The organism is Mycobacterium sp. ACS4331, from assembly GCF_001667265.1.
Classification (GTDB): Bacteria; Actinomycetota; Actinomycetes; order Mycobacteriales; family Mycobacteriaceae; genus Mycobacterium.
The window spans coordinates 29,423-43,907 of sequence record NZ_LZHW01000093.1; the positions used below are offsets into that span (position 1 = coordinate 29,423).

General features: G+C 68.8%; 12 protein-coding genes. 6 read left to right on the forward strand and 6 right to left on the reverse strand.

Annotated elements, in window-relative coordinates:
- Positions 1–4 precede the first annotated feature (4 nt).
- Both A5727_RS21600 and A5727_RS21605 read right to left on the reverse strand, forming a co-directional pair.
- Complete coding sequence (locus tag A5727_RS21600) at positions 5–301, reverse strand: hypothetical protein (protein ID WP_068254816.1); 297 nt, start codon at positions 299–301, stop codon at positions 5–7.
- Between the two features lie 70 nt (positions 302–371).
- Complete coding sequence (locus tag A5727_RS21605) at positions 372–995, reverse strand: CYTH domain-containing protein (RefSeq protein WP_068254819.1); 624 nt, start codon at positions 993–995, stop codon at positions 372–374.
- A 219-nt stretch (positions 996–1,214) separates the two neighbouring features.
- Here A5727_RS21605 and clpB point away from each other — a divergent pair, with 219 nt between their 5' ends.
- The 4 genes from clpB to A5727_RS21625 all read left to right on the forward strand — a co-directional run bounded on the left by clpB (position 1,215) and on the right by A5727_RS21625 (position 6,095).
- Complete coding sequence (gene clpB, locus A5727_RS21610) at positions 1,215–3,761, forward strand: ATP-dependent chaperone ClpB (RefSeq protein WP_068254825.1); 2,547 nt, start codon at positions 1,215–1,217, stop codon at positions 3,759–3,761.
- A 137-nt stretch (positions 3,762–3,898) separates the two neighbouring features.
- Positions 3,899–4,702, forward strand: coding sequence for a trehalose monomycolate transport factor TtfA (gene ttfA / locus A5727_RS21615; RefSeq protein WP_068254826.1), 804 nt, complete (start codon positions 3,899–3,901; stop codon positions 4,700–4,702).
- An 18-nt stretch (positions 4,703–4,720) separates the two neighbouring features.
- On the forward strand, positions 4,721–5,278 hold the full coding sequence (gene pyrE / locus A5727_RS21620) for an orotate phosphoribosyltransferase (RefSeq protein ID WP_157521498.1): 558 nt from the start codon (positions 4,721–4,723) through the stop codon (positions 5,276–5,278).
- A 43-nt stretch (positions 5,279–5,321) separates the two neighbouring features.
- On the forward strand, positions 5,322–6,095 hold the full coding sequence (locus A5727_RS21625; protein ID WP_068254830.1) for a hypothetical protein: 774 nt from the start codon (positions 5,322–5,324) through the stop codon (positions 6,093–6,095).
- On the opposite strand, the gene A5727_RS21630 is transcribed toward A5727_RS21625, so the two are convergent.
- The 4 genes from A5727_RS21630 to A5727_RS21645 all read right to left on the reverse strand — a co-directional run bounded on the left by A5727_RS21630 (position 6,096) and on the right by A5727_RS21645 (position 12,270).
- A complete protein-coding gene (locus tag A5727_RS21630) occupies positions 6,096–7,901 on the reverse strand; it encodes a bifunctional diguanylate cyclase/phosphodiesterase (protein WP_286150232.1) in 1,806 nt (601 codons plus the stop codon).
- Positions 7,902–7,982: 81 nt separating this feature from the next.
- On the reverse strand, positions 7,983–10,124 hold the full coding sequence (locus A5727_RS21635; RefSeq protein WP_068254837.1) for an Rv1355c family protein: 2,142 nt from the start codon (positions 10,122–10,124) through the stop codon (positions 7,983–7,985).
- Positions 10,121–11,545, reverse strand: a complete 1,425-nt coding sequence (locus A5727_RS21640) for a cytochrome P450 (protein ID WP_082949951.1) — start codon at positions 11,543–11,545, stop codon at positions 10,121–10,123. The genes A5727_RS21635 and A5727_RS21640 overlap by 4 nt, the downstream gene beginning before the upstream one ends.
- On the reverse strand, positions 11,542–12,270 hold the full coding sequence (locus A5727_RS21645; protein WP_068254840.1) for a hypothetical protein: 729 nt from the start codon (positions 12,268–12,270) through the stop codon (positions 11,542–11,544). The genes A5727_RS21640 and A5727_RS21645 overlap by 4 nt, the downstream gene beginning before the upstream one ends.
- 625 nt (positions 12,271–12,895) lie before the next feature.
- Here A5727_RS21645 and A5727_RS21650 point away from each other — a divergent pair.
- Entirely contained in the window at positions 12,896–13,822 is a 927-nt protein-coding gene (locus A5727_RS21650) for a hypothetical protein (protein ID WP_068255015.1), read from the forward strand.
- A complete protein-coding gene (locus A5727_RS21655) occupies positions 13,819–14,475 on the forward strand; it encodes a TrmH family RNA methyltransferase (protein ID WP_068254843.1) in 657 nt (218 codons plus the stop codon). The genes A5727_RS21650 and A5727_RS21655 overlap by 4 nt, the downstream gene beginning before the upstream one ends.
- Positions 14,476–14,485: the final 10 nt, after the last annotated feature.

A 14,485-nucleotide genomic window follows, 5' to 3' on the forward strand; every position in this document is an offset into this window, starting at 1 on the left:
GAACTTAGCGTCCCGGGCGCAGGGTCCACGCGGGAACCCAGTGGGTGACGGCCCGGCGGGAGCTTCCGTAGTCGATCTCATAGGTCACCAGCCCCCACCAGTCGCCCTGCTCGCACAGCCCCCAGCAGCTGAGCCGGCCCTCGACCACCTTGTGCATCTGCAGGCCGTGGGGGTGGTAGCGGCCGGTTCGGTGCGGTTCGCGCGGGAACAGCACCGTCAGGTCGACGAGCACCGACAGCGGGGGACGCACCACGCGGAACGGGTCGCGCAGCGGCTGCCCGTGATACGGCGACGCACCCATTGTTCGATCATATGTTCGAAGCGCGGTGTCACCAACGCCGGATCGATCCGTCGCGGCCCGGCGCCGGTGCTCAGGCGCCCTCGAACTGGTTCTGTCCCAGACTGTTCACGAACCTCGGTCCGACGCGATCGAGCTCGTCGCGGTAGTGCCCAGCCCAGGTGGCGAACGGATGGTGGGCCAGGTATTCGTTGCGGAACCTGTCATCCTCGGACACCTCCGTCGTGCAGAACGACGGGATCGCGAGATCGACGACGGGGGAGTTGCGCTCCACCTCCGCGAGCACCAGGGGTGCGTTGTCGGCCAGGAAGCGGTCGATGACCCAGCCGTCCTCGCCCAGCCACACCGAGGTCCGGATCTTGAGGACGACGTGATCGGCCCTCGACACGATCTGACCGGCGACCAGCGGATCGAGTTCACGCTCAGCCTCGTAGCGGGTGCCGCCCGCGGCGGGTCCCTTGGCGGTCATGGTGCCGATCGCGTCGTCGCCCAGCGCCTCGACCAGGTCGGCGGGGCCGGCGTCCAGTTCTGCCGGCGCCGGGCCCTGCAGCCGGACCCGCACCGCGTAGCCGTCGGCCGCGAACAGGTAGGCCTGCGCGATCAGGGTGGGGGTGGGATCGGATGCTGCCACGGCGGGAAAGTCGCGGACGAAGAACTTCCGCTCGAACTCGAAGTCACCGATGCCGGAGTCGGACATGTCCCGACGTTATCCCGGTCGCGCTGGTCATGCCGGGGACGGCACGCCGGACGGCATGCGTGGGGACACCACGCGACGGCGGCGATGCGAGGTGGACTCTCGGCGAAAAAAAGTTAAAGTTGAGCGGAACAGACTCAACCCTTGACGGCGTTGAGTAAGAGGACAAGCATTTAACGGAGCCGCACACCGGCTCCTTCGTAGGAAAGAAATGGAGGTGTCGTGGACTCGTTCAACCCGACCACGAAGACCCAGGCGGCGTTGACTTCTGCGTTGCAGGCGGCCACGGCCGCCGGTAACCCGCAGATCACCCCGGCCCACCTGCTGATGGCGTTGCTGACCCAGAATGACGGCATCGCCGCGCCGCTGCTCGAGGCGGTCGGGGTTGAGCCCGCAACCATCCGCGCTGAGGGGCAGCGTCTGCTCGACAGGCTGCCCAGCGCCACCGGCGCCAACTCCACCCCGCAGTTGGCACCCGACGCGATCGCGGCCATCACCGCCGCGACCAATCTGGCCACCGAGATGGACGACGAGTACGTCTCCACCGAACATCTGCTGGTCGGCCTGGCCACCGGCAGCGGGGAGGTCGCCAAGCTGCTGACCGGCCACGGTGCCTCGCCCGAGGCGCTGCGGGAGGCCTTCGTCAAGGTCCGCGGCAGCGCGCGCGTCACCAGCCCCGATCCCGAGGGCGCCTACCAGGCGCTGGAGAAGTACTCGACGGATCTGACCGCCCGCGCGCGGGAGGGCAAGCTCGACCCCGTGATTGGGCGCGACACCGAGATCCGTCGCGTCATCCAGGTGCTGAGCCGTCGCACCAAGAACAACCCGGTGCTCATCGGCGAACCCGGCGTCGGCAAGACCGCCATCGTCGAAGGTCTGGCGCAGCGCATCGTGGCCGGGGACGTGCCGGAGAGCCTGCGGGACAAGACCGTCATCAGCCTGGACCTCGGTTCCATGGTGGCCGGTGCGAAGTACCGCGGTGAGTTCGAGGAGCGGCTCAAGGCCGTCCTCGACGACATCAAGAACTCCGCCGGTCAGGTCATCACGTTCATCGACGAGCTGCACACGATCGTCGGCGCCGGTGCCACCGGCGAGGGCGCGATGGATGCGGGCAACATGATCAAGCCCATGCTGGCCCGCGGTGAACTGCGCCTGGTGGGCGCCACCACGCTCGACGAGTACCGCAAGTACATCGAGAAGGATGCTGCGCTGGAGCGCCGGTTCCAGCAGGTGCTGGTCGGCGAGCCCTCGGTCGAGGACACCGTCGGCATCCTGCGCGGACTCAAGGAGCGCTACGAGGTGCACCACGGTGTGCGGATCACCGACTCCGCGCTCGTGGCCGCCGCGACTCTGAGCGACCGCTACATCACCAGCCGCTTCCTGCCGGACAAGGCCATCGACCTCGTCGACGAGGCCGCGTCCCGGCTGCGGATGGAGATCGACTCGCGGCCCGTCGAGATCGACGAGGTCGAACGTGTCGTGCGGCGCCTCGAGATCGAGGAGATGGCGCTGGCCAAGGAGGAGGACGAGGCCTCCAAGGAGCGGCTGGAGAAGCTGCGCTCCGAGCTGGCCGACAAGAAGGAGCAGCTGGCGGAGCTGACCACGCGCTGGCAGAACGAGAAGAACGCGATCGACATCGTCCGCGACCTCAAGGAGCAGCTCGAGACGCTGCGCGGCGAGGCCGACCGTGCCGAACGCGACGGTGACCTGGCCAAGGCCGCCGAGCTGCGCTACGGCCGGATCCCGGAGGCCGAGAAGAAGCTCGACGCCGCGCTGCCGGTCGCCGAGGCCCGCGAGAATGTCATGCTCAAGGAGGAGGTCGGACCCGACGACGTCGCCGATGTGGTGGCGGCGTGGACCGGCATCCCAGCCGGACGCCTGATGGAGGGTGAGACGGCCAAGCTCCTGCGCATGGAGGAGGAGCTGGGCAAGCGGGTCGTCGGGCAGAAGAAGGCCGTGGAGGCCGTCAGCGACGCGGTGCGGCGCAGTCGAGCCGGCGTGGCCGACCCGAACCGGCCCACGGGCTCGTTCCTGTTCCTCGGCCCGACCGGTGTCGGCAAGACCGAGCTGGCCAAGGCCCTGGCGGACTTCCTGTTCGACGACGAGCGCGCCATGACCCGCATCGACATGAGCGAGTACGGCGAGAAGCACTCGGTGGCCCGCCTGGTGGGCGCTCCGCCCGGATACATCGGCTACGACCAGGGCGGTCAGCTCACGGAGTCGGTGCGGCGCCGGCCGTACACGGTGGTGCTGTTCGACGAGGTCGAGAAGGCGCACCCGGATGTGTTCGACGTGCTGTTGCAGGTGCTCGACGAGGGCCGGCTGACCGATGGTCAGGGGCGCACGGTCGACTTCCGCAACACGATCCTGATCCTGACCTCGAACCTGGGGTCCGGGGGCACCGAAGAGCAGGTGATGGCGGCGGTGCGCGCGGCGTTCAAGCCCGAGTTCATCAACCGCCTGGACGACGTGCTCATCTTCGAGGGGCTCAACCCCGAGGAGTTGGTCCAGATCGTCGACATCCAGCTGGCCCAGCTGCAGAAGCGGTTGGCGCAGCGCCGGCTCACGCTCGAGGTGTCGTTGCCGGCCAAGCAGTGGCTGGCCCAGCGCGGATTCGATCCGGTGTACGGTGCCCGCCCGCTGCGCCGCCTGGTGCAGCAGGCCATCGGCGATCAGCTGGCCAAGATGCTGCTGTCGGGTGACGTCCACGACGGGGACACCGTTCCGGTCAACGTCAGCCCGGACGGCGACAGCCTGATCCTGGGCTGATCCACCCGCCGAGCAGACACAGAATCGTCCCGATCAGGCGTCGGGTGTGCGATTCTGTGTCTGCTCGCGGGGTTCTTAACGGGGTTGTGACCCGCGGATATTCTCTCTTCCGGCATTCAGCAGATAGGCTAGGCGCAATGGTCCCGCTCTGGTTCACGCTGTCCGCACTCTGTTTCGTGGGTGCGGCTGTGCTGCTGTATGTCGACATCGATAAGCGCCGTGGGCTCGGCCGCCGTCGCAAGTCCTGGGCCAGGTCCCACGGCTTCGACTACGAACCGGAATCCACCGAGGTGGTTCAGCGCTGGACGCGCGGCGTGATGTCCACCGTCGGCGATGTGACGGCCCGCAACGTCGTGCTCGGGCAGATCCGCGGTGAGGCGGTCTTCGTCTTCGACCTCGACGACGTCGCCACCGTGATCGCCCTGCACCGCAAGGTCGGCACCAGCGTGGTCATGGACCTGCGCCTCAAAGGCATCAAGGAACCACGCGAGAACGACATCTGGCTGCTCGGCGCGATCGGTCCGCGCATGGTGTACTCGACCAACCTCGACGCCGCCCGGCGCGCCTGTGACCGTCGGATGGTGACGTTCGCCCACACCGCGCCGGACTGCGCGGAGATCATGTGGAACGAGGAGAACTGGACGCTGGTCGCCATGCCGATCTCGAGCACCCGCGCGCAGTGGGACGAGGGGTTGCGCACCGTCCGTCAGTTCAACGACCTGCTCCGGGTGCTGCCGCCGACCGCGCAGAAGGCCATCGCGGCACCACGCCGCGCCGCGGCCCCCGGTCGTCCGCTCGCACCCGCCGGACGCTCCGAGCAGTCGACGCCCGCGCGAGCGGGTGCCCCCGCCGGTCGGCCCGAGCCGGGCAGGCCCGCAGAACCGGTCCGTCGGATGCCGCCGCCGCGCAACGGCAGGCAGGCCCCCCACTACCAGCGTTAGTCCGGCACTGTTGTGACATTGACACCTGAACTCTCGGCGCCCGAGCGCGCCGAACTCGCCGCCCTGGTGCGCGAACTGTCCGTGGTTCACGGAAAAGTCGTGCTGTCCTCGGGTAAGGAATCCGACTACTACGTCGACCTGCGACGCGCGACGCTGCATCACCGTGCGTCACGCCTGATCGGCTCGCTCATGCGCGAACTGACCGCGGACTGGGATTACGCGGCCGCGGGCGGTCTGACCCTGGGCGCGGACCCGGTGGCCACCGCGATCATGCACGCACCCGGTCGGCCCATCAACGCGTTCGTGGTCCGCAAGTCCGCGAAAGCCCATGGCATGCAACGCCTCATCGAGGGCTTCGACGTCGCGGGGCAACGGGTACTCGTGGTCGAGGACACCAGCACCACCGGTGCGTCACCGTTGACCGCGGTCCGCGCGGTGCGTGAGAGTGGCGGCGAGGTGGTCGGGGTGGCGACCGTTGTCGACCGCGCCACCGGCGCCGCCGAGATCATCGAGGCCGAAGGGCTGCCCTACCGCAGCGTGCTCGGTCTGGCTGATCTCGGACTGGCCGATGGCTGACAGGCCCAGGCGTAGGGCACGATCGCCGCGCGGGCCGCGTCCCGTGGACCGCGGTCATGGTCTCATCGAGACTCACGAACTCACCGACCGGCACTGGGACGATGTCGTCGACGTGGTGTGTGCGGGTTCCGCGGTGGCGACCGCGGCGGCACTGGCGGCCGTCCGACTCGGTCTCCGGGTGCGCCGGGCGGCGCGCTCCGTGACCGTCGACGCCGACACCGCGGAGTACCTGGGTTCGGTCACCGATGACCTCGCAGATCCCTCACCCGAGGGTGTGGGGCCGGAGCTGCCGGTCCGCCAGGTCGACGGTCCGGCCGGCAATGGCGATCAGAACCCTTCTGGCGCAGTGACATTCGTCGGGGCGTCGTTGCGAAGTTGGGCGGCGAAGTGTATGGCCGCCCCCGGCGGGGTGTTGTCCACGTCGGTCGCCGACCCGCGGATCACCACGAGGTACACCGGGTTCGGGCGGGTGACCGAGGTGCTGCCGGTCTGTGAGGTCCGCGCCGGAGCGGACCTGCCGCCGTTCGCGGACTGGCTGACCGAGCGGGCGCACGACGACGATGCGCCCACGACGTCTGAGGACACCCTGGCGGGGCTGGTGTTCGACGACGGGCGGGTCACCGGCGCCGTCCTGAACACCCCGGGCGGGCGGCGCACGGTGCGCACCCGATACGGAGTTGTGCTGGCCCTCAACGACGGCGCCGACCTGACCTGGCCCAGCGCCGGTGTGCCCGACGGCGCATCAGTGGAGCTGGCGTTCGTGACCATGGCGGCCAGTCGGTTCGCCAGGCTGGAACTGCTGGTCAGCGGCGGCTGATCAACCCGAGACAGCGGCGCCCACCGTGAACGGCAGATCAATGCGGCCCTTCGCCAGCAGCGCCTCCATCGCGTCACCCTCGAGGGGCCGCGACAGCAGGTAACCCTGCGCTCGGTGGCACCGGTGGGCGGCCAGGATCTGCGCCGCGGACACGGTCTCGACCCCCTCGGCCACGACGCCGAGACCGAAGGCCTCCGCGAGCGCGATGATGGCCCGGACGATCGCCAGATCGCCGGCGTTGGAACCGAGATCACGCACAAAACTCTTGTCGATCTTGACGGTGTCGACGGGCAGCGACTTCAGGTGCGACAGCACGCTGTAGCCGGTGCCGAAGTCGTCGATGGCGATCTGCACTCCGACGGCCTTGAGTGCGGCGAGCGTGATGCGCGCGGTCTCGATGTCCTGCACCACGAGGCTCTCGGTGATCTCCAGGCACACCGAATCACCCGAGAGGTCGAACTCCCGCAGAATCTCCCCGACCGTGCTGGCGAACCCGTCGGCGACCAACTGCACGGGGGAGACGTTCACCCGTAGCACCGCATCGAGTCCCACGCCGTGCGCGCGCCAGCGACCGAACTCCGCGCACGCCGTGCGCATCACCCAGCGGCCGAGTTCGCCCGCCAGGTTGATCGATTCGGCCACCCCGATGAACGAATCCGGGAACAGCAGTCCCCGGGTCGGGTGCTGCCAGCGCACCAACGCCTCGGTGGCCAGCACATCGCCTGTGCGCACGTCGATCTCGGGCAGATAGTGCAGGACAAGGGCGCCACTTTCAATCACGCCCTGCAGGTGGAGTTCGATGTCGTTGCGGAAGGCTGTCCGCATGGACAGGTCCTCGGAGAACACCGCGATCTTGTTGCCGCCGGCGTCCTTGGCCTCGAGTACGGCCTGATCGGCCTTGCGCAGGACGTCCGACACCGAATCGACCCCCGGATGTCCCTGTGCCACACCCACACTGACGGTGCGGATGAGCATCTCCCCATCGATCGACACGCGTTCGCTCAGTGTGGACTGCAGACGCTGGCCCAGCTCTTCGGCGTCGGCGGTGTCCATCGAGGTGTTGGGGACCACGACGAACTCGTCGCCGCCGAGGCGCGCGATCAGGCAGTCGTCGGCGGTCTTGGCGCGCAGTCGCTCGGCGAACACCCGGATGAACCGGTCACCGGCGTTGTGACCGAGGTAGTCGTTGACGGCCTTGAGCCGGTCGAGGTCGAGGAACAGCACGGTCACCGGTCCCGTCTGGTCGGGACTCAACCGCTCCTCGAGGTGAGCCACCAGGGCGCGCCTGTTGTACACCCCCGTCAGGTCGTCGTGCTCGGCGAGGTAGCGCAACTGCTCCTCGGCCAGGATGCGCGCCTGCAGCTGGGCGAACAGTGACCCGATGGCCTCCAAGGCGTTGAGTTCGGCCTCGAGCCATTCGCGGTCGCCGAACTTGACGAAACCCAGCACTCCGGTGGTGAGGTCGCCCGAGACCAGCGGGGCAGCGGCCATCGAACTGTTCGGGACGCCGCCTCCCCCCTCGATGGTCTGCTGGTATTCGTCAGTGGCCGGTTCGGGTCGGAAGACGTGCGGTTTCTTGCTGTTCTCGGAGATCGCGAACACCGGGTCGGCGTCCGCGAAGTAGATCACCTGCAGCGGGTCCGGGTCGGGAACAAAGGGCCGCGGCGGCCATTCGGCGACCAGGATCGAGGCCCGGATCTCGTGGTCGTTGTGGCGCAGAAAGCTCACATCCACGTCGAAGTAGGCCACCAGATCGGCAAGGATGCGCTCGCTGACCTCGGCCGCGTTGGCGGCATCTGCCGCCATCAGCTGAGTGGCGACGGCCGTGACGACGAGGTCGAGACTTCGCGTCACAGCGTGTTGCCCCCTGAGTCGATTCGGTGCCTGTCATCCATTGTGTTGATTCCCAGAAGATCTCGCCAGTCTGCGCCGCCTGCTGCGCAGCGTGGTCGCCGGCGCATGCGAGAACCGCAGCAGCAGCGCCAGCCCGTCCTCGGGACCGGCGCCGAGGAGCGCACGGAACTCCTTCGACAGCAGCGCGAGATCGGAGCCGAAGGCGGGGGAGAGCGCGTGCAGCTCGTCGCCGGTGTGTGCGTGCAGGAACACCGGAGAGATGGGCTGCACAGCGAGACCGTGGCGGGCCGCCGCGATCCAGACCGCCTCGGTGGCGGCACCGCCACGGGCATAGTCGAGCAGCGTCCGCCCGTCGACCGACACCAGGCCCAGGGCCGAACTGGACCGCACCCGCTCGGCGACGTCGTCGCCCAGCGCGGATCCGGCCTCCCACTGCGCAAGGTGGTGCATCACGTCGGGTCTGCGCAGCACCTCCAGCACCGCGAGATCGCTCTCATCGAGGCCCAGGGTGAGCACATCGATGCCCGAGTGCGGATCCGGGTCTCCGGGCCAGCGCAGTTCGGCGATCATCTCTTCGTGCAGCACCGGCGTCAGGTACCGGATCCGATCGGTCGCGGCGAGGATCGCCGTGAGCGTCGCCGTCTCGTCGTCGGCGGTGACGAGCCGAAGCCGGCCACCCTCGCCGGCGGCGGCACGCTCCAGGGCCGCGCCGGTGTCCTCGTCGAGCGGTCTGCCGGATCCGCGGTGCCGGTTGGTCTCTCGGCCGAGCATCGTCTCGTACAGCGCCGCCAACGCGGGGTCGGTCTCGGCGCCCAACCGCAGGGTCGCGGTCAGTGGGCTGCCGTCGTCCCGTCCCCAGGTGACCGGACCCAGCACGTGATGCGCCGCAGCGGCGACGCGCGCGTTGAACATCGCCGCGCCCACCGCGACCGCGCTGCCGCGTGAGTCCACGTTGATGCTCGAGGCGTATTCCGGCGCGAGCCGCACGGTGACCGAATCCGGGCGCACCGCAATGTGCCACGGCTGGGCGTTGCCTCCCGACGGCGCCAGATTGGCGGCCTCGGCGATCAGGACGGCGACCTCGGACTCCGGCGGGCCGGAGCCCGTCGGCGCACCCTCGACCGGCGTGGGTTCCACGGTGGCAAGGGGATCCTCGAGGTTGTCGAGCGCGCCCGCCACGTCGATCCTGGTGCGGCCCGAGGGCAGGGGTTCGGCCAGACCGATCCGGCGCACGGCCTCGGCGATGGTGGTGGCGCCCAGTACGACATCCCCGGCCAGCTGGGGCCAGGTGGTCAGGGTGCGGCCGACCTCGACCATCGACGCCGCGGCGCGTGCGGAGGCGCGCGGGACGTCGAGGTGGCCGAGCATGTGTGGAATCTTGTCGCGGGCCGACATCCCGGCCAGCAGTTCCGAGTCGACGGCGCCCAGCAGCCCGTGCAGGATGGGGCGCCGCGGATCGAGGTCGAACCGCTCGATGTCGATCAGCCCGCGGTCGCTGGTCGCCATGACGACCGGAAGCCTCCGGCGTCGAGCCACCTCACGCACGACGGCCTTGATGTCGAGCGAATCACACTCTTCCACCACGATGTCGGCACCGTCGAGGAAGTCTTCGACGGTCGCCGCGGTGACGCCCAGAGGCTGCACGTCGACCGTGAGATAGGGATCGAGTTCGGCGATGCGTCGGGCCGTGACGACCGCCTTGTTGACCCCGAGATCCAGCACGGTGGCGGGAACCCGGTTCAGGTTGGACAGTTCCATCTCGTCGAAATCGGCCAGTCGCAGAACGCCGCACAGACCCTGGGCGGCCAGCGTGTGCGCGATGACGTGCCCGACGGACAGTCCGGCCACCGCCACCGTGAGCGTGCTCAGCCGGTCCTGCTCAGCGGAGGTGATCAGGTTGCGGTTGCGGTCGAGCCGCAATGCGCGAAATCCGCGTGGTCCCAGCACCGCAACGACGGTGCGCCGCCACGGGTAGTGCACCCAGCGGATCGGTTCGTCGAGCACTTCGGCGGGCACGGCCGGGCGCAGTTCCGCCAGCCCCGCTCGCTGTGCCGCGGTGCGATCGACGAACTCCACCGATGGGTCGGCCCGCAGTTCGGCCAGCCGTCGACTGTCCTGTGCCACATGCTCATCGAGCACAATCGGGCGCCACAGGACGACGTCGGACTCCGTCATCGGCGCCGCCGCACGCGTGCCCGCACCGGGCCGTCGGCGATCAGGGTGAAATGCACCGCGAGGGGGAACGTCTCGTCGGTTGACTCGATTTCGACCTCCCGAAGAAGTGTTGCCAACGCCAGTGTGGCCTCCATCATCGCGAAATGGTCGCCGATGCACGAGCGCGCTCCGCCGCCGAAGGGCAGGTACTGCCACCGGTCTCGCCCTGCCGATCGGCTGCTGCTGAACCGGCTGGGGTCGAATGCCAGTGGGTTGTCCCAGAGCGCGGGATCCCGTTGCACCGCCATACGACCGAACGCCAGCGTGGTGCCCGCGGGAACACGATACCCACCGACTTCGAGATCGCGCGTGGCGGTTCGGGTTCCGGTCGGAGCCGGCGGGCACAACCGCAGCGCCTCCTTGACGACCTGCGAGGTGTACTCGAGGGCGGGCAGGTCGGCGGAGGTGAGCTCGCGGTCGCCCAGCGCCGAGACCTCGGCGGCCACCTGGTCCTGGACGGCCAGGTGGCGGCCCAGCTGCCACAGCGCGTACGTGATCGTGGTCGCGACGGTGTCATGACCCGCGAAAAGGAAGATGATCAGCTCGTCGCGGATCTCGCGGTCGGTGAGGCCGCGGCCGGTGACCGGGTCGGTCGCCGCCAAGAGCGCCTGTACCAGCGGCGCGTCCCGTTCGGGGTCCGCGCGGCAGGCCTGCAGGATGTCGTCGGCCAACCGATGCAGTTCCGCGCTCGCCCGGCGGGCGCGGCGCCGTGCCGGGGTCGGCAGCCAGCCCGGAGCGCGCAGCGGTCGCAGGGCGCGCCGCACGGCGTGCGTCATCGCGACCTGCAGGGGCTCCTCGATGCGCTCGGCCTGATCGTCGAGGTCCAGCCCGAACACCGACTTGCCGAGTGTGCGCAGCGTCAGCGTGCGGCACTGTTGGCCGAGGTCGATCTCCGAGCCGTCCTCCCACTGACTGCCGACCGAGGACGCGGCGGCCGTCACGTGTCCGCACAGGGCCCCGATACGGGCCTTGGTGAACACCGGCTGGATGGTGCGACGCCGGGGCAGCCAGCGGTCGTGCGGCAGATCGACCAGATTCTCGCCGAGGACCGCACGCAGTTCGGCGAACACCGGCGACATCTTGTCGACGGTGCCGTCCCGCACCGTGAGCACGTCTCGGATCGCCTCAGGCGAGGTCGCCAGCACGATGGGCGGCATGAGCCAGCGCGGGCCCAACACGATTCTGGTCACCGGCCCGCCCGCGTCGCGGAGCAGTTCGGTGCCCGTGTGATACGACTTCACCGCCGCCAGCCGCTGACGGTAGGGCAGCGGGTTCAGCGGAGCCTCGGGCAGCCTCTCCACGGTGGGTGCGGCCACGGATGCGTCGCGGCGTGCGACGGGATCGCGGCGCGTTGTGACCGGCTGGGGCAGGATCGCGGTCATGCCAGGGCTCCCTCGCGGTTCGTCGCCTGCTGAAGCATCGCGGTCTCGCGAAGGATCTTCGCAAGCTGCTCAGGTTCGGCGTACTGCGTGAAAGTGCGGCGGTCCCACCACATCATCTTGGTGTTGTACCGCTCGTCGGGATACGGCGTCGGCGGGATGTGCGAGGCCACCACACCGCCCGAGGACCGCCAGCGGTCGAGGATGTACTCACCGGCAGTGGCCATGCAGAACTGGATGTCCATCATCGCCATGGCATGGAATCCAGACCGCGCGATGACCTTCGTCAGGCTGCGGGCCCGGTCGGGGTCATCGGCGACCCAGGCGGTCTTCATCTCGAGGATTCCGAACGGGGCGCGGTCGTCGATCATCTTGCGGACGGCGGCCAGTCCTGGCTGACCGTCCCACTCCACGACGGCGTGGGAGTCGTCGGCACCCCGCAGGGGTCCCTTGGCCCGGACACCCGAGACGATCCGGCCGGTGTCATCGATCGACACGAAGAACAGGACCGTGTCGGAACCATCTCGGATCTCGTCGATGTCGAGTGCGCATTCGACGCCGTGCTTGCGATAGCTGCGCTCGGCGCCGGCGAGGTACTCGTCCCATAATTCTGGTTCGTCTTGAGGTCGGGCGAGCAGCAGGGTGCACCCAGTGTCGGGGTCCCACCATTGAGTGCTGCCGTCAAGGCGAAGAACATGTGCGGGGAATTCGACTTGGCGAAGATTCACTTGTTTCCTGTCGTAGGGTCAGCCCCACACGAAGTTGTGTCGAGCTGACGGTTTCTTTGCGCGCCCCCCCAACGTGCTAATAAGCACTCCCAATTATCGCGCGATTCCTGGCATAAGCCGGACTATTACCGCTGATCAGGAGGTGAATACGGGGTATTCGCAGATGGTGCGTCTGCATATCGTTACCCAAAATTGACGCGAGCAATCGATCGCGGCAGTCGAATGTCGACCCGTGCCGCTGTTTGAGCAACCATTCAAGACCCCGTTAAAATTTGCGAAATCTGCATGAACGCGTAGATTTCGATCGGCACACTCTGCGTTCCGCCGTGTGGGACAACTGTCCCACACGCGAAGCGGTGGCGTGGCTCACACTTCCGGCGACCGTGGCGCCCTGGTCGCCGGTCGTGCCTGACGCGGTGCCCGACGGGACCGGACCGGCGGTGCGCCAGGCGGGAACCGCCCCCGTCTCGGTGTTTGCTGGGGCTGCATGCAGCCGACCTCTGGACGGGGTGCGTCTACAGTGCATCGGGAGTCCGCTGCGGAGCAGATGGACTGTGGACCACGAAAGTCGCTGGAGTCGCGAGTGCAAACCATACGGGAATTCCGGGGTCGCGTCGCGGCCAGACTGCGGGCGTCCGCACTGGGTATCGCGGTGGTCGTGCTGGTCCTGTCCGGATGCTCGGCCGACGACGGCGACACCGCGCAGACCTACGGCGCCGCGACCGCTCCGATGGGCGAATCTCAGACGGTCCTCGGATGGAACGTCTTGATGGCCAACCTGCGGTTCGCAGCCGACTACGTGCTCGTCGACGTCGATGCCGCTCCCGCCGATCCGAGCGCCCCCCGCGCCAAGCCGGAGGACCTCCGGTTCGGGCTCTACGGGGCGCTGCTGCACCCGATCGAGGCGACGGGCATCGGCAGTTGTCAGCGCGTACAGGGTTCGGATCTGTCCCCTCTGGTGCAGCAGGGTGACCGAGTGTCCGGCACGGTCTGCCTCGGCCCGATCCGGGACAGATCGCAGGTGCGCGGGGTCCATGTCTACTCGCCGCGGGACCGCATCCCCGCCACGGTGGTCGCGTATCCGGCGGCGTTCCCGGTCGGTCTGCCCGAGACCAACCCCGCCGACACCGGCCTCGTGCTGCGCACCACGAGCGCCGAGGCGTGGCGTGCCGACGGCGAACCCCTCACCCCGGCCGCACTCGGCGACCCGACGGCGTTCGAGGGCAATGGATACATGCTGCTCGGACTGCAGATCAGCGGCCTCGCGGAGCGTTACCGCGACGACTCGGCGCAGCGCGGTGGCCCGATGATGGTCGTGGTCGCGCCCACGCTGCCGCCGCCCGGGTTGAGCGCGGCGTGCTCGACCTACGGGGGTTCGGTGCTGCTGCTGCCGGACTCCTCGCTGGACTCCGTCCGCGTCGACGCATCGTTGTGCACACAGGGCGAGATCAACGCCGCGGTGCTCTACGCGACGGTCTCGGTCGTCGGAACCCATGCCGCGCTGTGGACTGCCGGCCCAGACGATCTCGCGCCCGAGACGGGCGCCCCGTGACCGCACCCGGGCCGACCGAATGGGGTACGGGCACCAACGGGGTCGGGCCCTGGGCCGACGAGCGCGGCACCCCGCTTCCCGACGACCCGCGGTACGACCCGGAGCTCCTGCGTGACGGTGACGCCCGCAACGTCGTCGACGCCTACCGGTACTGGACGCGGGAGGCGATCATCGCCGACATCGACTCCCGCAGGCATCGACTGCACATCGCGATCGAGAACTTCGGCAGCGACGCCAACATCGGCGGCGTGGTGCGCACCGCCAACGCGTTCGCCGTCGACACCGTGCACATCGTCGGCCGCCGCCGGTGGAACCGCCGAGGCGCCATGGTGACGGACCGCTATCAGCGGTTGCGGCATCACGACACCACCGTGGAGCTCCTCGACTTCGCGGCCGGCGCCGGGCTTTCGGTCGTGGCCGTCGACAACGTCGAGGGCGCCGTGCGACTCGAGGAGACCCGGTTGCCGCGGGACTGCCTGATGGTGTTCGGCCAGGAGGGACCGGGCATCTCGGCCGAGGCCGCACAGGGCGCCGCGATGATCGTCTCGATCGCGCAGTTCGGCTCGACCCGCAGCATCAACGCGTCGGTGGCCGCGGGGATCGCGATGCACACGTGGTTGACCCAATGGGGTGACCTCAGCCACGCCTGGTAAGGCAGGATGC

Bases quoted from the DNA above. Each gene is read 5' to 3' on its own strand.
- A5727_RS21600 (WP_068254816.1), bottom strand. From the start codon at position 301: ATGGGTGCGTCGCCGTATCACGGGCAGCCGCTGCGCGACCCGTTCCGC.
- A5727_RS21605 (WP_068254819.1), bottom strand. From the start codon at position 995: ATGTCCGACTCCGGCATCGGTGACTTCGAGTTCGAGCGGAAGTTCTTC.
- A5727_RS21635 (WP_068254837.1), bottom strand. From the start codon at position 10,124: ATGACGGAGTCCGACGTCGTCCTGTGGCGCCCGATTGTGCTCGATGAG.
- A5727_RS21640 (WP_082949951.1), bottom strand. From the start codon at position 11,545: ATGACCGCGATCCTGCCCCAGCCGGTCACAACGCGCCGCGATCCCGTC.
- ttfA (WP_068254826.1), top strand. From the start codon at position 3,899: ATGGTCCCGCTCTGGTTCACGCTGTCCGCACTCTGTTTCGTGGGTGCG.
- A5727_RS21630 (WP_286150232.1), bottom strand. From the start codon at position 7,901: ATGGCGGCAGATGCCGCCAACGCGGCCGAGGTCAGCGAGCGCATCCTT.